Source organism: Synechococcus sp. CS-1332 (genome assembly GCF_025127995.1).
Taxonomy (GTDB): Bacteria; Cyanobacteriota; Cyanobacteriia; order PCC-6307; family Cyanobiaceae; genus Cyanobium.
Genome location: NZ_JAHLYP010000050.1, coordinates 49,688 through 67,917 on the forward strand (window position 1 = coordinate 49,688; position 18,230 = coordinate 67,917).

General features: G+C 65.0%; 15 protein-coding genes. 13 read left to right on the forward strand and 2 right to left on the reverse strand.

Annotated features, from left to right (window positions below; all coding sequences use genetic code 11):
• Window positions 1–4 precede the first annotated feature (4 nt).
• The 10 genes from asnB (at window position 5) to KQ305_RS12655 (ending at window position 11,878) form a co-directional block, all read left to right on the forward strand.
• Complete coding sequence (gene asnB / locus KQ305_RS12610) at window positions 5–1,822, forward strand: asparagine synthase (glutamine-hydrolyzing) (protein WP_259725750.1); 1,818 nt, start codon at window positions 5–7, stop codon at window positions 1,820–1,822.
• A gap of 258 nt (window positions 1,823–2,080) precedes the next feature.
• Window positions 2,081–3,832 (forward strand): carbamoyltransferase C-terminal domain-containing protein, encoded by a 1,752-nt coding sequence (locus KQ305_RS12615; RefSeq protein WP_259725751.1) that lies wholly within the window; start codon window positions 2,081–2,083, stop codon window positions 3,830–3,832.
• Window positions 3,829–4,698: a glycosyltransferase gene (locus tag KQ305_RS12620; protein WP_259725752.1), complete on the forward strand. Its 870-nt coding sequence runs from the start codon at window positions 3,829–3,831 to the stop codon at window positions 4,696–4,698. Before KQ305_RS12615 ends, KQ305_RS12620 begins: the two co-directional genes overlap by 4 nt.
• Before the next feature lie 163 nt (window positions 4,699–4,861).
• Window positions 4,862–5,461: a hypothetical protein gene (locus KQ305_RS12625; protein ID WP_259725753.1), complete on the forward strand. Its 600-nt coding sequence runs from the start codon at window positions 4,862–4,864 to the stop codon at window positions 5,459–5,461.
• A 7-nt stretch (window positions 5,462–5,468) separates the two neighbouring features.
• Window positions 5,469–6,392 carry a hypothetical protein gene (locus tag KQ305_RS12630; protein WP_259725754.1) on the forward strand — a complete coding sequence of 308 codons (924 nt, stop codon included), beginning with the start codon at window positions 5,469–5,471 and terminating at the stop codon, window positions 6,390–6,392.
• Entirely contained in the window at window positions 6,389–7,327 is a 939-nt protein-coding gene (locus KQ305_RS12635; RefSeq protein ID WP_259725755.1) for a glycosyltransferase family 4 protein, read from the forward strand. Before KQ305_RS12630 ends, KQ305_RS12635 begins: the two co-directional genes overlap by 4 nt.
• A 294-nt stretch (window positions 7,328–7,621) precedes the next feature.
• Window positions 7,622–9,559, forward strand: coding sequence for a nucleoside-diphosphate sugar epimerase/dehydratase (locus tag KQ305_RS12640; protein ID WP_259725756.1), 1,938 nt, complete (start codon window positions 7,622–7,624; stop codon window positions 9,557–9,559).
• Window positions 9,556–10,494, forward strand: coding sequence for an exosortase/archaeosortase family protein (locus KQ305_RS12645; RefSeq protein WP_259725757.1), 939 nt, complete (start codon window positions 9,556–9,558; stop codon window positions 10,492–10,494). The genes KQ305_RS12640 and KQ305_RS12645 overlap by 4 nt, the downstream gene beginning before the upstream one ends.
• Window positions 10,491–11,159 (forward strand): hypothetical protein, encoded by a 669-nt coding sequence (locus KQ305_RS12650; protein WP_259725758.1) that lies wholly within the window; start codon window positions 10,491–10,493, stop codon window positions 11,157–11,159. The genes KQ305_RS12645 and KQ305_RS12650 overlap by 4 nt, the downstream gene beginning before the upstream one ends.
• A 446-nt stretch (window positions 11,160–11,605) precedes the next feature.
• Window positions 11,606–11,878 carry a hypothetical protein gene (locus KQ305_RS12655; protein ID WP_259725759.1) on the forward strand — a complete coding sequence of 91 codons (273 nt, stop codon included), beginning with the start codon at window positions 11,606–11,608 and terminating at the stop codon, window positions 11,876–11,878.
• Between the two features lie 9 nt (window positions 11,879–11,887).
• On the opposite strand, the gene KQ305_RS12660 is transcribed toward KQ305_RS12655, so the two are convergent.
• Window positions 11,888–14,245, reverse strand: a complete 2,358-nt coding sequence (locus tag KQ305_RS12660) for a polysaccharide biosynthesis tyrosine autokinase (protein WP_259725760.1) — start codon at window positions 14,243–14,245, stop codon at window positions 11,888–11,890.
• A 615-nt stretch (window positions 14,246–14,860) separates the two neighbouring features.
• Here KQ305_RS12660 and KQ305_RS12665 point away from each other — a divergent pair.
• From KQ305_RS12665 to KQ305_RS12675, 3 genes are all read left to right on the forward strand, one after another.
• Window positions 14,861–15,814: a polysaccharide biosynthesis/export family protein gene (locus KQ305_RS12665; protein WP_259725761.1), complete on the forward strand. Its 954-nt coding sequence runs from the start codon at window positions 14,861–14,863 to the stop codon at window positions 15,812–15,814.
• 52 nt (window positions 15,815–15,866) lie between these two features.
• Window positions 15,867–16,958, forward strand: a complete 1,092-nt coding sequence (locus KQ305_RS12670; protein WP_259725762.1) for a hypothetical protein — start codon at window positions 15,867–15,869, stop codon at window positions 16,956–16,958.
• A gap of 152 nt (window positions 16,959–17,110) precedes the next feature.
• The gene (locus KQ305_RS12675) at window positions 17,111–17,629 is read left to right on the forward strand and encodes an outer membrane beta-barrel protein (RefSeq protein WP_259725763.1); all 519 of its coding nucleotides are present in this window, start codon (window positions 17,111–17,113) and stop codon (window positions 17,627–17,629) included.
• Window positions 17,630–17,648: 19 nt separating this feature from the next.
• On the opposite strand, the gene KQ305_RS12680 is transcribed toward KQ305_RS12675, so the two are convergent.
• Window positions 17,649–18,224 carry a hypothetical protein gene (locus KQ305_RS12680; protein WP_259725764.1) on the reverse strand — a complete coding sequence of 192 codons (576 nt, stop codon included), beginning with the start codon at window positions 18,222–18,224 and terminating at the stop codon, window positions 17,649–17,651.
• Between the last annotated feature and the right edge of the window lie 6 nt (window positions 18,225–18,230).

Here is an 18,230-nt window from a genome sequence, read left to right on the forward strand (position 1 = left end):
GCGGATGTGCGGCATCGCGGGCCAGCTGGGCCGGGAACCGGGCGACTTCGCCGCCAGGGTCGGCCCACGCCTCGCCCACCGGGGACCGGATGATGCCGGCGTCTGGCAGGACGCCGGGGCCTGCCTGGTCCACAGGCGCCTGGCGATTCTGGATCTCTCTCCGGTAGGCCACCAACCGATGGCCTCCCGGTGCGGCCGCTGGCAGCTGGTCTTCAACGGCGAGATCTACAACCACCCCGAGCTGCGTCGTCAGCTCGAAGCGGAGGGGCAGCACTTCCGGGGCAACGGCGACACCGAAGTCCTGCTGGCCTGGCTGATCCGCTGGGGACGGGACGGGTTGGCGGCGTTACGCGGCATGTTTGCCTTCTGTCTGTACGACACCCTGGAGCGCAGCGCCCTGCTCGCCCGCGATCCGCACGGCATCAAGCCCCTCTACCTGCGCAGCGGACCTGGGGGGTCCCTCTCCTTCGCCTCGGAACTGCGGGCGCTGTTGGCGGCTGATACCGGTCACCCCAGCCTGGATCGCCAGTCCCTGGCCCGCTACCTGGCCACCGGATCGGTGCCGGAGCCCGCCACCCTCGTGGCGGGCGTGCAGCGCCTGCCCTGCGGCCACGCCGCCAGCTGGCGCCAGGGTGAGATGGCCGTGCATCCCTGGGGGGCCCTGCCGGAGAGCCTCGCAGGGGCCGCCATCGACGCCGGCATGACGGCGGCCGAGGCCGTGGCCCTCACCCGCTCGGCGCTCGAGGACTCGGTGGCGGCCCACATGGTGAGCGATGTGCCGGTGGGGCTGTTCCTCAGCGCCGGCCTTGACTCCGCCTCCCTGCTGGCGCTCGCCCCACGGGGACTGCACACCTTCACCATCGGGTTCGAGGCGGCAGGGGCCGGCGGCTTCGACGAATCCGGGCCGGCGGCCCGCATCGCCGCCCACTTCGGCGCCCATCACACGCCCCTGAACCTCACGGCCGACCAGGCCCGGCAGTGGCTGCCGACCTTCCTGGCCAGCCAGGACCAGCCCTCCATCGATGGATACAACACCTGGTGCGTGGCCCGGCTGGCCACGGAGCACGGGCTGAAGGTGGCCCTCTCCGGGCTTGGGGGCGATGAACTGTTCGGGGGCTACCCCAGCTTCCGGATGGTGCCGAAGCTCTGCCGCTGGCGCCGGCGGATCGGGCCGGCCGGGCCGCCGGCGGCCTGGATTCTGCACCGCCTGCCCCAGGGCCGCCGGGCCAGGCTTCAGCGGATCACGGGGCTGCTGGAGGGGCCTGCCTCCCTCGGGCGGGCCTACGGATGTTTCCGGGGTCTGTTCTCCCCCACCGAGACCGAGCGCCTGCTGGAGCACTGGGGGCTCAGCGCATCATCTGGCGCCACAACGGCCGGGGAGGCCTCCGAGGGTGGGGCCGGGGGGCGCGAAGGGGTGGCCTGGCTCGAGGGCACCCGCTATCTGCGCAACCAGCTGTTACCGGACAGTGATGTGATGGCGATGGCCGCCGGGCTGGAACTGCGCCTGCCCCTGGTCGATGCCCAGCTGCAGCGCCGACTGGCGCCGATCCCCGCCGACCTGCGGCTGGCGGAGGGCAAACAGCTGCTGGCCAGCAGCCTGCCCGAACTGCCCGACTGGTTCCTCAACCGCCCCAAGCAGGGGTTCCGTTTCCCGTTCCAGCTGTGGCTCGATGACCCGGCCTCCCCCCTGGCCCTGCGGCTGCCCTCGACGCCCAGGGGGATCGATCTGGCGCCCTGGTACCGGCGCTGGAGCCTGATGGTGCTGCAGCACTGGCTGGAGGTGCAACTCGGCCTCAGCCTGCCTGCGGCTCTTCGGCCGTGAACGACAGACACCGTCATGCGCCACCGGGTTGCCTCTAGGAATGTCCCCTAGGATCCCGCTGCCGCTGGGCATCCCACTCGCCGGGTCATCGGCTTCTTTGTTCCATCCTTTCGTTCGGGGATGTCGAGGCCGGCCGGATCCTGAGCTCCATCGTTTCGGCTCCATGGCTTTGCATCGGGTGGTGGATTCCTCGACCCTTGCGAGGGTGGCCGACCCCACCCGACTCTCCCTCCATCTGTCTTCCGGTTCACCAGCTCCATGACGCTGATCCTGGGCATCAATGCCTTCCACGCCGATGCGGCCGCCGCCCTGGTCCGGGATGGCGTGATCGTTGCCGCAGCAGAAGAGGAGCGCTTCCGCCGCATCAAGCACTGGGCCGGTTTTCCCTCCGAGGCCATGGCCTGGTGCCTGGCCGATGCCGGCGTGGGGCCGGCCGATCTCGACCACATCGCCATCAATTCCCAGCCGGGGGCCCACCGCTGGCGCAAGGTGGCCTACACCCTGGGGCACCGCCCCGATCCCCGCTTCCTGGTCGCCCGCTGGCGTAACAAGCGTGAGCGGGCCGGACTGGCCCAGCAACTGGCCCTGGCCTTCCCAGGGGTGGAGATCGCGGCCCGACTGCACTTCGTGGAGCACCACCGGGCCCACCTGGCCTCGGCCTTCTTCGCCTCCCCCTTCCAGGAGGCGGCCGTGATCTCGGTGGATGGGTTCGGTGACTTCGCCAGCGGAGCCTGGGGCCATGGCGAGGGCAACCAGCTCAACCTGGATGGCCAGATCTGGTTCCCCCATTCCCTGGGCGCCTTCTACACGGCGATCACCCAGTACCTGGGCTTCCCCAACTACGGCGACGAGTACAAGGTGATGGGACTGGCGCCCTATGGCCAGCCCACCCGGATGGAGGCCATGCGGCGCATCGTGCGGCTCCAGTCCGACGGCACCTATCGCCTGGATCTGCGCTACTTCCTGCACGCCACCCAGAAACTTCCACACCAGTGGAGCAATGGCGCACCGGTGGTGGGCGGCCACTGGAGCCCGGAGCTGGAATCCCTGCTCGGCCCTGCCCGCCAGGCGGAGGAGCCGCTCCAGCAGCACCACATGGACATCGCCCGCTCGGCCCAGGCGATGTACGAGGAAGCCTTCTTTCACCTGCTGCGGGCCCTGCACCGCAGCCACCCCAGCGACCAGCTCTGCATCGCCGGGGGCTGCGGTGCCAACTCGGTGGCCAACGGCAAGGTGACCCTGGCCACCCCGTTCCAACGGGTCTATGTGCAGGCGGCGGCCGGTGACGCCGGGGGCGCCCTCGGCGCCGCCCTGGATGTGTGGCACGGCCTGGGACGGTCCCGCAGTGCGCCCATGCGCCATGCCTATCTGGGCAGCCAGCCGGCCCCCGGGGAAATCGAGGAGCTGCTGGCCAGTCCGGCCACCCGCGCGGCCCTGGAGCAGGCCCAGTGCAGCCTCGAGCTACCGGAGGAAGGGGACCTCTGCCAGCAAGTGGCGATGGCGATCGCGGAGGGGCTGGTGATCGGCTGGTTTGATGGCCGCATGGAGTGGGGACCAAGGGCCCTGGGCCACCGTTCAATCCTCGGCGACCCCCGCCGCGCCGACATGAAGGATATCCTCAACCTCAAGATCAAGCGGAGGGAATCGTTCCGTCCGTTCGCCCCTTCGGTGCTGGAGGAGGCCGTCGGCGACTGGTTCAGCCTTGATGGGGAGGTGCCCTTCATGATGCAGGTGTATCCGATCCGTGAGGAGCAACGCACCCGGATCCCGGCCGTGACCCACGTGGACGGCAGTGGCCGTCTCCAGACCGTGAATGCGGCGGACAATGGTCGCTACTACCGCCTGATCCGGGCCTTCGCCGACCAGACCGGCGTACCGATGGTGCTCAACACCTCGTTCAACGAAAACGAACCGATCGTCTGTACCCCTGCTCAGGCCCTCGACTGCTTCCTGCGCACTCGCATGGATCTGCTGGTGCTGGGTGACGTTCTGATCCGCCGGCAGGGGTGAGCGCCTCCGCTGCCGCCGGCGCGGGACCCACTGCCTCCGGCGCGGGACCCAGGCTCAGCCTGATCATTCCCACCCTCGATTCCCACCCGCTGCTGCCCCGTCTGGTCACGTCCCTGCGGCGCCAGAGCTGGCCCCACTGGCAGGTGCTGTTCATCGATGGCCCCAGCGGCCTGGAGCATCGGGCCTGGCTGGACGCCCTCTGCCACCGAGACAAGCGCTTCACCTGGCAGCCCCAGGATCCGGCGTTTCCGGGCATCTTCGGCGCGATGAACCAGGGCTTCCGTGCCGCACCTGCGGATCACTGGCTGCTGTTCTGGGGCAGTGATGACTGGGCACCCGGACCCACCGTGCTTGAAGAGGCGCTCAAAGCGACCCGGCCGGACTCGCCGGGGGGCGACCCGCCGGATCTGGTGGTCTGCAGCGGCCGTTATGCGGGGGCTGGACAGGACGGGGCGATCCAGCTTGGTCGCCGCACGGCCTTCTCCAGCTGCAGGGCTTACCGCCTCAGCCTGTTTCTGGGCTCCACCCCACCGCACCAGGCCACCCTCATCGGCCCGGGGGCCCGCCGCCGCACCGATCAGTTCGCGGAACCCTTCCGGCTCTCCGCCGACCTGGACTACTTCCTGCGCCTGAGTGGCTGCGCCGATCTTTCGGCGCGGGGGCTGGATCTGGAGCTGGTGCACATGGGCGAAGCCGGTGTCAGCGGCCAGCAGACCCGCCGACGGCTTCAAGAGGTCAGGCTGGCCTATGGCCGGGCGTTCGGGTGGCTCTGGTGGATCCCCTTCAGCCTTCGCTACGGGCGGCGTCTGTGGAGCCGGCTGCCTTCGCTGGGAAGGGAACGGAAAGCAACGGGACGGGGCGGATAAGCTGCCACAACCTTGCGCGTCGATTCCCTTGCCAGAGGAGAACGAGCCTGCTGGGGCAGACAGCAAGAGACGGCGGAAACGAGTCAGAAGCAGAATTCCACGGCGACCCGAGGGTTCCCTCCTGCAGCGCCTCTGGTGGGACCCCAGAACCCGCTTTGGCGCCATGGGCCTGGCGGGCGTCGCCATGGTCGTCTGGTTCTTCGCACCCGCCTGGCAGGGAACCCGGCGGTCCACTCCACAGCCGAAGAAGGACGCGATCACGGCGCCCAGAACGGGCGTCGGGGCAGGAACTCAGGTGATCACCGCCTTCATCGAGGATCCCTGGCGCAGCCAGACGGCCCTGCTGCTCTGGCGGGAGCGACCAGGCGCGCTGCTGGTGCTTCAGGGAAACGCCGAGTACCAGGCCATCACCTACAACCATCTCCGCAACCGACGGCTCTGGCCCCAGGACACCTCGAAACTGCTGCGCCTGGTTCCCGGCTGCGACACGGTCGGACAGGTGACCGCCCTGGCGCGACAGCTGGAGAGCAGACCCGGGCCAGGCCATCTCACGTTCGTGACTGCTGAAACCCACATGGCCCGTACACTCGCCATCGCGCGGATCGTCTATGCCGGCACCGGCTGGCAGGTGGATGGCTCCGACGCCGAGACGGGTGATCTGCGGCCCGAATCCCAGCTGCGTCTCTGGCGCGACCAGCTGCGAGCCTCCCTGTGGCGTCTGACGGGGTGGGATGGCCGCCTCGACGGCAACGCATGCATTTGATCCCACTTTGACCCTCCCCGGCCCTGTCCCGATCACGCTCTTCGGGGCCACGACCCCGAGTGGCCAGGCCCTGATCGAGCTGGCCAGGGGCCGGCGTCTGGTGGTGGCCGGCCGGCGTCCACCACTGCCGCCGGCCGGCGGCGGCGATCCACCGCCTTTCCTGCCCTGCGATCTGGAGACGTCCAGCGGTGAGGAGCAACCGCCCAGGGGGTTGCTGGTGAGCTTTGCGCCCATCTGGTCGTTCGCCCCCTGGCTGGCCCGTTACGCCAGCAGCAACCCGGCCGGTTTCGCCGCTGTGCAGGGGGTGATCGCCTGCTCCTCCTCCTCCGTGATCACCAAACGGTTCGCCGCCAATGGCTTCGACCGGGATCTGGTGCAACGGCTGCGGCAGGCGGAAGAGCAGCTGACGCTGACCTGCGCTGCCCAGGCACGCCCCCTTCGCATCCTGGCTCCCACCCTCATTTACGGCCAGGCCGGCCCCCTTGGGGATCGCAACCTGAGCAAGCTGCGCCAGCTGCTGCGCCGGCTGCCCCTGCTGCCGTTGCCCGGCCAGGGTGGCCTGCGGCAGCCCATCCACTGCCGCCAGCTGGCCGCTGTGGCCCTGCATCTGGCCGACCGCCTGCCCCAGGACGGATTTGATCCTGCCCAGCCGGTCCACCTGCCCCTGGGTGGCGACGACACCCTGGCCTATGCCGTCATGCTCCGGCGCCTTCAGAACGCGACCGAGCTGGGCGATGCGGCCCGATCCTGCCGGCTGCTGGCCCTGCCGCCACGCTTCTTCCTGGCCCTCGCCGCGCCACTGCTGTTGCTTTCCCCAAAAACCTTCGAGGCGGTGCTGCGCATGGGCGCCGACCTGGCCGGGTTCACCCCGGCCCATCGCATCCTGGGGGGGGCCCCCGAACCTTTTCCGGTGCTGCCGCTGGCTCCATGATCACCCAGCACGTCCCGGCTGTTCTGCTGCTGGGTGGTGGCCTTGGCGCGTTGCTGCTGCATCTGCTTCTGCCCCTGCTGCGGCGCGGGTTGGTGGACCAGCCCAATGCCCGCAGCTCCCACCAACGGCCCACCCCCCGGGGCGGGGGCCTGGCCTTTGTGCTGGTGGGCAGTGGATTGGCTCCCCTGGCTGGCGATGGCTGGCCAGCGTGGATCCCCCTGATCTGCCTGCCGCTGGCCCTGGTAGGCCTGCTGGACGACCGACTCGATCTGCCGGCCCCAGGGCGGTACGGCATTCAGATCGCAACGGCCCTGGCCCTGGTGGCGATCACCCCCCTGACCCTGGCGTGGTGGCTGCTGCCCATGGCCTGGTTCGCCGTTACGGCAGTGATCAATTTCGTCAACTTCAGCGATGGCCTCGATGGGCTCGTCGCCGGCTGCGCCTCGGTGCTGCTGATCGTTGCCGTTCTGGCGATGGCCCCCGATGGCGGCAATGGCCTGCTGCCCTTGCTCGGTGCCCTGCTGAGCTTTCTGGCCTGGAACTGGCGCCCTGCCAGGGTGTTCATGGGGGATGTGGGCAGCACATTCCTCGGGGCGGTGATCGCCGGCGTGGTGCTCCAGCAGGGCACACCGGCCATGGCCCTGGGCCTGTTGTTGGTGGGCTTTCCCCTGCTGGGGGACCCCTGCCTCTGCGTTCTGCGCCGCTGGAAGGCCGGACAACCGATCTTCCAGGCCCATCGTCTGCACCTCTACCAGCGCCTGCATCAGGCCGGCTGGCCCCACGGCCGGGTGGCCCTGCTTTACATCGGCTCCACCGCCCTGCTGGGCTGGGCCCTTCTTGTCCAGGGCCTGGTTCTGGAGCTCGCTGTGGTGCTTGGGCTACTGGCGGTTGGCCTCTGGCTGGATCGACACCAGGCAGTGCCCTTCTCATCTTAGAATGGTACTAACGTAGATAAAAAAGCCCACGCAAGACTCATGGTCCACTCCTCCATTCCAGCAATTCAGGATGGGAATACCCACGCCATCATGACTTGGTAGCGCCAATTCGGCCCATCATCCTCCGCCCCAATGGCAGACCCTCGCGAAGCATCTAATGCCAATTTCCTAGGCATGGAGATTCATCAATTCATCAGCAATTCCATTGAAGCGAGAAGATCCTGCAACATTATTCTCTAGGCGATTATTCAGGCAGTCTTCAATTGATTCAAAGACATTCAGCCACTTGAACGTTTGATTCCCCAGCTCTCATTTCTTCGCTACGTCCAGAAGCAGCTGCTCGCCCGCAGGCTGCTGCTGGTCGTGTTCGATGGTCTGATGATCATCACGGCCTATCTCGGGGCCTTTGTCTTGCGTTTGCCTGACGCAACGTCCCTGAGGGGATTCCTGCCTTCCACCATCCTGCTTCTGCCCCTGGCCGTCATCACGGGCCTGCCGGTCTTGGTGGTCTCCGGGTGGTATCGGGGGCTCACCCGCTATGCCGGCAGCCATTCCCTTTACGGACTCGTCCCCCGTTCAGGATCCATGGTGCTGATCCTGCTGCTGATCAGCACCCTGATCGGGGGGCCCCAGCCGCCACGCTCCTTCTGGATTCTCTACTGGCTTCTGTTCACCGGGGGCGCTATCGCCAGCCGCATCGTGCTGCGCGACGTTCTCGTCCATCACCTTGATCAGCGGGAGATCCACAACCCTGGCGACGCCAGGGGTGACGCCACGCTCATCTATGGGGCCGGGGCCTCCGGGATGGGTCTGCTGCTGGCCCTGCGCAACGACCCCCGCTTCCGCGTCGTCGGTTTCCTTGACGACGATGAGGGACTCCAGGGCCGCACGCTTCAGAACATGGCCATCCACACGCCCCTGCGGTTACCCCGATTGATCGAACGGCATGGCGTGAGCAAGGTTCTGCTCGCCATGCCGGCCATGTCCAGGCGACGCAAGCGGCTACTGGTCGACCAGCTCACTCACAGCGGGCTGGAAGTGCTCTCCATCCCCTCCCTGGCGCAGATGGCCAGTGGCCAGCGGATCGTTTCTGACCTGCAGGCGGTGGCGATTGAAGATCTCCTGGGTCGCGAGCCCTCCAACCCCGACCCGGTGCTGCTCAAGGCAGGCGTGGAGGGAAAGGTGGTGATGGTGACAGGCGCGGGTGGCTCGATTGGAAGCGAACTCTGCCGGCAGGTGGTGGCCCTCGGCGCCTCCAGGCTGCTGCTGCTGGAGCGCAATGAATACGCCCTCTACGCCATTGAGCGAGAGTTGAGCTCCTACCTCGGCGGCGTCGAACTGCAAGCCGTTCTCGGCGACTCCTGCAATACAGCCCGCCTCACGCTGCTCTGCCGGCAACACGGCGTGGAGACCATCTTCCATGCCGCCGCTTACAAGCATGTCCCGCTTGTTGAGGCCAACCTCTGCGCAGGCATCGCCAACAACATCGGCGCCACCGAGGCCGTGATCGCCGCCGCCCGCGCCTCGGGTGTCAGCCGACTCACCCTGATCTCCACTGACAAAGCAGTACGTCCCACCAATGTCATGGGGGCCAGCAAGCGCATCTGCGAGCTCCTGATCCAGGCCGCCGCCGCCGAGGTCCAATCGGGCGGTCCGATTCTGTCCATGGTCAGGTTCGGCAATGTGTTGGGCTCATCCGGCTCGGTGATCCCCTTGTTTCACCAGCAGATCGCAAGAGGAGGACCCGTCACCGTCACCCATCCGGCCATCACCCGTTACTTCATGACCATCCCAGAGGCTGTTCAGCTGGTGCTCCAAGCCACTGGTATGGCCATTGGCGGCGATCTCTTCCTTCTCGACATGGGGGAACCGGTCCGGATCGCTGACCTGGCGCGGCAGATGATCGAACTGTCGGGTCTGAGGGTGCGAGACGATCACAACGTTGACGGTGACATTGCCATCCAGTACACGGGCTTACGGCCTGGGGAAAAACTCTATGAAGAGTTGCTGATCAGTGCCGACGACCAGCCCACCCAGCACCCATTGATTCGCCGGGCCACCGAACCGCGTCGCGAAAGCGAACAGTTGATTCCCCTGATCCAGAAGCTGCACGAGGCTCTCGCCGAGTGGGACGAAGCGACGACCTGCCAGCTCCTACGCCAACTGGTGCCGGAATACGATCCAGAAGAAGGGCTTCCGGCCCTACCCCTGGTTGACGCGTTGGCCCGATGAGCAACATCGTCAAGCGCCTCTGGGACGCGCTCTATCTGAAGTTTCCCCCGTCCTGGCGGGCCGCCATACCGGCCGTTCCCCCTCCGACGCCCCGGAATCTCTGGCTGGCCCTTTGCGCAGCTGTGGCGATCCTGAACATCGCCGTCTTCCAGAGCAGCCAGAGCGAGCACATCACTGTTTTCGCCGTTCTGGTTTGGGGGGGAGCGGTGATCTGCATGGAGGATCAGTTCGAAGACCTCGAACCTCAGCCGGCCGCCTGGGGACTGATCATGGGCAGCCTGCTCCTGGTGTGGCTCCTGATTCGCTCGGCGGTGATCCTGCACTGGGACGGTCTGCTGTTCGCCCTCGCACCGATTGGCGGGCTCGCCCTTGGCCTGCTGGCCGAAAAGCCAGCCAAACTGGGCCGTTTCCGCGACCCCCTGCTCTGCCTGCTGCTGCTGCCTGGCTTCGCCCTGTTGATGCGAATCCTGCCGGAGGCGCCCATCAGTCTGCTCACCGCCCAGTTGTCCGGACTATGGCTGAGCATCCTCGGACTCGACGTGGTCGTGAATGCCCGCAGCGTGCTGCTTCCCGCTGGAGGGGTGAGGGTGCTCGGTCCCTGCAACGGCCTGGACATGATGGCCCAGGTCCTCTGCGTGGGGGTGATCTTTTTATTGGCCTTTCCGATCCGTTCCTGGACCAGCCGCATCCTGCTGCTCCTGGTCGCCCCGTTGATCGGACTCATCTCCAACACCCTTCGCATCGCCCTTCTGGCGATCTTCGCCGGCAATGGGAACTCCAAAGGGAGCTGGTGGTTCGATTTCTTTCACGAGAGCACCGGATCCCTGGTCTTTTCCGGTGTCGCCGTCCTGATCTTCGGCATGGTCTACATGCGGCTTCTGGAGAGGGAGCTGCCACCCCTGCCCAGTCAGCCCCCACAGGGGGAGGGATTGTGATCACCCCCCCCCTCTTGGTGCGGTGGTATGGCACGCTCGCCACCGTCGCTGCACTGTTGGCTACCCAGGCGATCGTTCTGCCACGCTGGCCGCAAGCCCCCCAGCCCATCCCAGGAGAGGAACTGGAGGCCGGGCTGCAAGGCGCCAAGCTTCTCTCAGTATCCGATCGCGACCTCCCCGGCACCCCATGGCCGGCAAAGCGGAGTTATGAACTCGCAACATCCGCTCCGGTTGTGTTCCCACTTCGGGGGGGGTTTGAGCTCACCCTGATGAACGGCTCAGTGCGTCAGCGGTTCAACTTTCAAGCCAGTTTCATCGGTCGAGATCAACCCAGCCTCAAACTCAAGAAGCGCCACTTGATCAATTCGCCGATTCCCACGGCAGCAGGCCTGGCTCAAAATCGCCACGTCCTCCAGACCTGTCTAATGGGACGCCCAGGCCTGGAGAACGCCTTTGGCGTGACGCGTGAACAACTCACCGCACTAGCCGACAGCCTTTCTATCGGCAAGCGCGCCGCGATTGAACGCGTGGTGGGACTCCAGCCCAACCGCACCTATGCCTGCACCCTGATCAGTCTTCGTGGACCCAAAGGGGAGCCCCCCTCCGAGCGCCTATGGCTGCAGGTGCTGGGCCTGGTGCAGCCGGTGCTGCGATCCCAGGGCTAAGCCAAGCAGAACAGTCCGCTTTCTCCCGTTTTCCATGTCCAAGCCCTCTTTCCCGCCATCGCCCTGACGCCCTCCATGCGCCTCTGTCCGGGGGCTGCCCAACTCATGCAGGGGCAGGGGAAGCTCACCCTGCGCGTGGCCGGGGTCAACACCCAGGTGATCCGCTAGTGATCGGAGCGCTGCGGAGGTTGTTGCTGAGCCTGGGGGAGGCGAAGAGGCCTGCCGAACTCTTTCTGGAGCGATCCCTTCCCTTCAGCTGGGTTCTCACCAATCGGCTAGCGGTCGGCCCAATGCCCCGCTGTGACAGGCATTGGCAGCAACTGGAGCAGGCCGGATTTCGCAGCCGCTTCAGCTGTTGCTACCCACAGGAGGAAACCGGTCTGATCCTGCCTCCTGGATGGTCGAGTGCCAGGGTCTCCCTGCCCGATCATCGGGAGCAGGAGCCGATGCAGGAACCCAGGCTGGCCCTTGCTTTGGCCAGGGCAGAGGCGCTGGTAATCGACGACTCACCGCTCTACCTGCATTGCATGGCGGGATATGAACGCTCCCCCCTGCTGGCCGTGGGACTCACGGCCCGACTGCGAGGCATCGACATGCTGGCGGCGCTGGCCTGGGTACGTCGTTGCCACCCGATGGCCATGCCGATTTACGGCCACCTGGTGATGCTGGAGAGCATCCTGTCCGCCGCGCCCACGTCAAAGCAAACGCTCGGAGACTGAGCGAATCGCTCAGTCTCTGTTGCCAAAACGCTTGCGCAGCCAGCTCATCGGCCCGCCACTGGGCTGGCTCGCCCCGCGATAACGGCGGGAAGGAGCCCTGTCGGCGGGGGGCAAGGAACTGCTGGCGGTGGTGCCCGGTGTGCTCCCTCCATTGGAATCGGTAGGTCCTAAAGGCTGGCCATCCTCATCGCGGAAGTAGGTCTTGACGTCGGACTCTCCTTCGTTGTAACGGGAGGTGACATAGGTGTTGGAGGCAGCACCCTTCATGTAGCTGTCGCGATAGCGCTGAACATAACTACCGAATCCACCCGAGGAAGGCTCCGTTGCACTCTTGGCATACCCGGAGGCCGACGCGTAGGCGTAGTGATAGTAGTAACCATATTCGTAGCCGTAGTCGTTGAGGCGGCTCGGGAAGTTGACCTGGTTGCAGATGATGCCCAGCACGTCGACTCCAGAGGCTTTGATCCGGCGACTGGCCTGGGGAGCGAGTTCACGACTCACTTTGCCCAGTCCCACAAGGAAGAGAATGCCATCCAGCTTCTCCCCGAGAAGAATCGGATCTGCCAGCATCAGGCAGGGAGGTGCATCAACAACAATGATGTCGTAGCCAGGGAGGGCACGAATCTCTTCCATGACATCTTTACAACGACTGGAATTCAGCAGTTTGGCCGGATCGGGTGGCTTCGGACCGGCCGGCAACACATCCATGTTTTCAGCAACGGAGTGAATGAATTCCGCTGGCTTTCGAGCCGATTCCGACAACAGGGTTGAAAGACCATCACCCTGTTCCACTCCCAGATATCTGGCCTGCATGGGCAGACGCATGTCGGAATCAACGACAAGCACCTTCAGGCCGAGATCAGCAAGCGTCCGGGCGAAGACAGCCACCGCAGTGGACTTTCCCTCCCCCTGGGTAGAGGACGTGATCCCCACCATGCGAATGCTGCTGTCGGCACGAAGCAGGCGGAAGGTGGTGAACAGGCTACGCAGGGACTCCTTGATGGCAAAGCGCTCGCTTGATGACATCTTTGAGATGCTGGTGGCGATGTCGACACCAGGCTCCAGAGGTAAATAGGGGATCAGACCCAGAACGGGAAGCTGGAGCTCCTTTTCCACCTCCATGGGAGTGTGGAAGACGTTGTCAGTTCGCTCTCTGAGAATGGCCGCACCAAGTCCCGCCAGGAGACCGATCATGATGGCCCTAAGCAGATTGCGCTGAATATTGGGCTCTACGGGACTGCTGCCGAAGTCAGGGGGACCAATCACTTCCCAGGGGGAGATCGATCGCGCCATTTCCAGGCGATACCGTTCCCTCGCCTGAATGTAAGAGGAGTATTGCTCTCTGGCGATAGAAAGACGCTGGTTTATATTTTCAAATTCCGACATCTTCTGCGGATTGTTCCTGAAGTTCTCGCTGAGAAGCAGGACCTGGCGGTTGATCTCGTCCTGCTGGGCCACGTTGGAGAGCAGCCGGGCCTTGACGGCATCCGCGGCCTGGCGCTGGACCACAGGCAACAGCTGGTTGCGCCTCGCAAGCAGAGACTGCACGATCGGAGAGTTCTCCTTGTAGGTACCTTTTGCGGTGGCCAGTTCCTGCTCAAACTGGTTCAGCAGATCGAGGGGAGTGGCGGTGCCCCGGGCAGCCTCCGCACCGGAGGAGGCCCGGCCCGGAACGAGAACGCTGTTACGACCAAGCTGCTCGAGGGCCGTGGGAGCGCCACTCGGCGTGAACTGAAGCTTTCCTGTCTGAATCGACTTCAGTTGGCTGTCCAGCTGCACCTGCTCGTTTTGGAGGGTGCGCAGCTGATTGACGAGACTTTCGCGAGCACCCAGAATCTGGCCTGCCGCAGCGGCAGGGTCGACGAAATTGTTCCTTTCGCGGAACTTGAGCATCTCTTGAGAGAGCCTCTGAACCCGGGCCTCGATCGCCGGGGCCTGTTCATCCAGGAACCGAACACCGGAATTCACAGCGGCTTGGCGCTGGGTGAGGGAGAAAGCGGTGTAATCCTTCGCAAGCTGGCGAAGAATCACCTTGCCTTTGGCGGGATCGGGCCAGCGCAGGGAAACATTCAGAACATTATCGACGCTTGCCGACTCCTGGCTGATGGACAGGTTGCTCTCAAGGGCTCGTAGCGGCACACCCTGGCGCTGGGCGACCGGCCCGAGCAGCAAGGGGCTGCGCATCAAGACGATCAGGCTGGGTACATCCGTCTTGATTTCGCTACGGGCAATTCTCTCCACCGATCCGCCGCCGCCACCACTGCCGGGATTGTCGAAGGGGTTGCTGATCTGCATCTGAAACCCCCCCTGATAAACGGGGGCAAAGATGCGTTGCCGCAGGGTGTTGATGGCCAGAACACCCGTCACAACAGCGAACGTGATCAGGAAGACGGACTGGCGACGCTTGACTGTCCGAACCAGGCCGCCAAGGCCCCCCGCACCTCCCTGACTTTCGCCCGTAGGGCTCAGAGGGCTCTGAAGCGACTGGTCGTAAGCGAAGTTCGGGCTTGCCCCCTGGCCAGTGGATGGGGGCAGAGACAGTGGGCGGGGCGTTCCACCCGGAAAGGTCTCAGGAGGAACACCCGTCGTTGTCACGTTATGAACTGCGGAGAAAGTTGACACGATGATAATGGCAACACGAGAAGAATGCCCTCTTGACTCAGGCGTCTATGGTGGTATTCCGATTAATGTCCGTCGGTGGCTTCTCCTTTAAGAACATTTGTACGCCAAGTGCCCCTCGCTGCCGTGAAGCCTGCCGCAGCTGTAAGGGCCGACGGCGCTCAGCGGCTCGGCCGCAGGAGCAACCATCGCAAGCTTTCCGCCCTGTGTCTTCTGGGTCTCACCGGCGTGATGGCCCTTCCGACAAGCCTCAGAGCTGCTGAGCCACAGGGGACCACCCCCCGGACGCCGTGGCAGGGATCTGGTCCAGTCAGTGCTGTCCCCTCCCCTGGCCCCTCCTCCTCAGCACCGCTTCCCCTGTCGGTGACTGAGGTCTACAACGATCTTTACGTCCTCGGCCCAGGAGACGGGCTCCAACTCATCTTCACCGACCCTTCCGCCGCCGCCATCGGTGGTCCGGTCGTGATCCTTCCCGATGGCACCTCCACCCTGTCACTGCTGGGATCGGTCCAGCTCACGGGCCTGACCATCGGTCAGGCCACCCGTTGGCTGACCTCACTCTATTCAAAACAGTTGGTGCGGCCTGAGCTCATTCTCAGCCTCACCTCTCCCAGGCCCGTCAAGGTCACCATCATCGGCGAGGTGGGCCGCCCGGGTCTGTATCCGCTGGCCTCCTTTTCCACCCCCGTCTCCGCCATCCAGACGGCCGGTGGAGTCACCCTCAATGCCGACATCCGCAAGGTGCTGCTGCGGCGGCTGGCTGGGCCCGACGGCAGCCAGAAACAGACTGTCCTGGATCTGGCCCAAGTGTTCCAAGTGGGCAACCAGCGCCAGAACCCGATCCTTTTCGACGGGGACACGATTGTTATCGCCCGTACCGAGGAGCTGATCCCCGAGGAAATTCTTCAGATCGGAGCCTCGAACCTGGCCCCAGCCACCATCACCGTTTCGGTGATCGGTGAAGTCAGGAGCCCAGGCACCATCAGCCTGCCCGCCAACACCCCCTTGGCCGAAGCCATTTTCAGGGCCGGGGGCACGGAGAACTGGCGGGCCAACAAGAACGACATCGAGCTTGTTCGCCTCAATCGCAACGGGACCACCACCCGAGAAGTGTTCAGCTACAGGGACGGGATCGGCGTCTCCAAGGGGCTGAATCCCCCCCTGCGGGACAGGGACACGATCATCGTGAACCGCACCTTCTACGCCGAGGCTCTCGACGTCATCAATCAGGTCATCGTCCCCCTCAGTCAGGCGGCAAGCTCCTATTATTTCTTCCGAGATACTTTCAACGGCAACCGAAACAACAACTTCCGCTGACATCCGCTTCATAGCCACCCGCCTCTACTGACAGCCGCTTCTTCCGACAGCCATGAACCGCGAACCCACCATCAGCCCCAAAGCCATCGCCTGGGCTCTGTTGAGCCAGTCCATCTGGCTGCCGTTGCTGGCCATCGATGCCCACGACCGCTGGCAGGCCAATGTCAAGGACATGGCCATCCCCCAGCCCGCCGATCCCAAGGGGTCAGATGAGGCGATCGCCTCCCTGCCTGAGCCTGCTGATAAAAGAACCGAGGCGAGCTCCCACGCTGACGCGAGCTCCCCTTCCCCACTCGACGATCTTGGTGTCACCACCGGCCATGTGCTCAGTTCGGCCTCCGAGAAGATCGGCTCACTCTTGGATGCACCACTCTCCCGCAGTCTCGACCTGAGCGGACCCTCCAACTCCTCCCGTGCCAGGCCCGATCCAGGCAGGCGCCCCGCCGTCGCACTCAAGACCGCAAGCCCAGTGACCACCGCCAAGGCTCGCCCCACCACGGCGTCCTTCCGCATGGAGGGTCCGTCCCTCGGCACCACAGGCTTGGGCAGTGCCAAAACCCTGCTGCAGCGGAATTTCTCCAACTCCGAACTACTCGGTGGTGTGCTCACGATCCAAGATCTTGGTGCACCCTCCATGCCTCCGGTGGCAAGGGCAGAGAGAGCCCGATGGGCCAGCAGCGGAGATCCGATGGCCCCCCTGCCCCAGAGCCTGCGGGAACCGATGCGCCAGGCCATCCGAACCCTCCCAGCCCCCACCCCTTCCAAGACGGCCAAACTCCAGCAGGGCCGTGTGATCTATGTGCCCTCCACCAGGGTCAGCAAACCCACCCAGGTGCCCCTCGCCGTACAAGCGGACGGCACAGTGGATGTCCTGAGCCAACCCGACGATCCTGCGGTGATTGAGGACATCAAGGAGTGGTCGAGCCGCCAACCGGCCCAGGCCCCCGGAACGGTCACACCGACCGTCGTGAACCTGCAGCCGATTCCTGCAGAGGTCAAGTCCGCCCCTGCTCCTGCAAAGGTCTCACCTGTAGCAAGTGCTCCCATCGCACCGCCGCCGGTTCCAGCGGCAGCCAGCGTGGTCCCAGCAGCGGAAGCACCATCGCCTTCCGGAGCCGGTAGTTCCATGGTGTCTCCCCAGTGAGGCGGCCAAGGCTCCACTGCCGCTGCCTTTCCCTGATCGGCCTGGCCTGTCTGACCCTGGGCGCTGACCCTGTCAGGGCCCAGGCGCTTCCGGCTGGCCCCGCCCCCTGGGTCCCCATTGCTCCAGAAGCCGCTGCCGCCGGTTGGGAACCCGTGAGCGACGCCGCCACTCTGCCGGCGGATTATTTGCCACCGCCCGCCAATCGCAACCCAACCGAACTGGCGATCGTGCCGCGCCAAGGCAAGCCCATCGAAAATGTGGGCATCTACGGCATTGGTGGAGGCGTCAACTTCGGCAATGATCTACCTAACAGCGGTGTGTTCACAGGCAGGGTGGGTTACAAATTGAACGAGACCCTCGCCGTCTCCCTGCGTCCCAGCTTGATCTTCGGCAACCGAGATCTCCTGGGCAGGTACAACGGCGAGACATCTTTCCAATTGCCTCTTACCCTCGACCTCTTCCGTCGCTCGGTGGTGTCCCCCTATCTTGGTGGTGGCATCGCCACCAACACGTATTCCACCGGTGAGACCAACGCCATGCTCACCGGGGGTGTCGATCTCAATATCACTGAGAATGTGACCCTGGGCTTCAACGTCAACTACATCTTTCTGCCCGATGGCGTTACCTTTGACGCCCTGCAGGCCATGACCCTGCTTTACGTAAAGTTCTGAGCCCAGGCCGGATTCAGCCTCAGTCAGCCACCGCATCAATCGCCATGGCGATGGTTTGGCGCTGTTCGGCGTCGTACCCCCAACGATCTAGGAAGGCCCTGTCCTCCACCAGCTCCTCCTGATCTCCCCCCTGCTCCTTTGCTGCCGCCAGCAGGGTTTCCAACCGTTGCTTCACGGCCATGGGCTCCAGGTGCCGCAGCAGTTCCGTGCTGCGGCGCTGCACCCGCTCCGAACCGGCCTGGTGCTCAAGGTCCCCGGCGCGCTGGTGGTGCAGGGTCATGGCTGTGCTCATGGCCAGATTGCGGGCGGTGAGATCCACCACTCCCTCCCCGGCCTGGCGCAGGGCGGCCACCAGGGCTTCAGGCAGGCGGTCGAGCAACGGAGCCTCGCCGGTGAGGCTCACCACGAAGAATCCGCGGGCGCCATCCCGGCTGGCCACCAGCTCTCCCACCCGATCAGCCAGCACCTCGTCGCTGAGTTCCCCGGCCTCCCAGAGGCCGATCCACTGGGCGGCGATGTCCATCGCCTGGGGAAAGCTTGGCGCCAGTGGGGTTTCGGTTCCCGCGGTCTCGTTCAGGGGAGCGGCATCGGTCATGGCAAA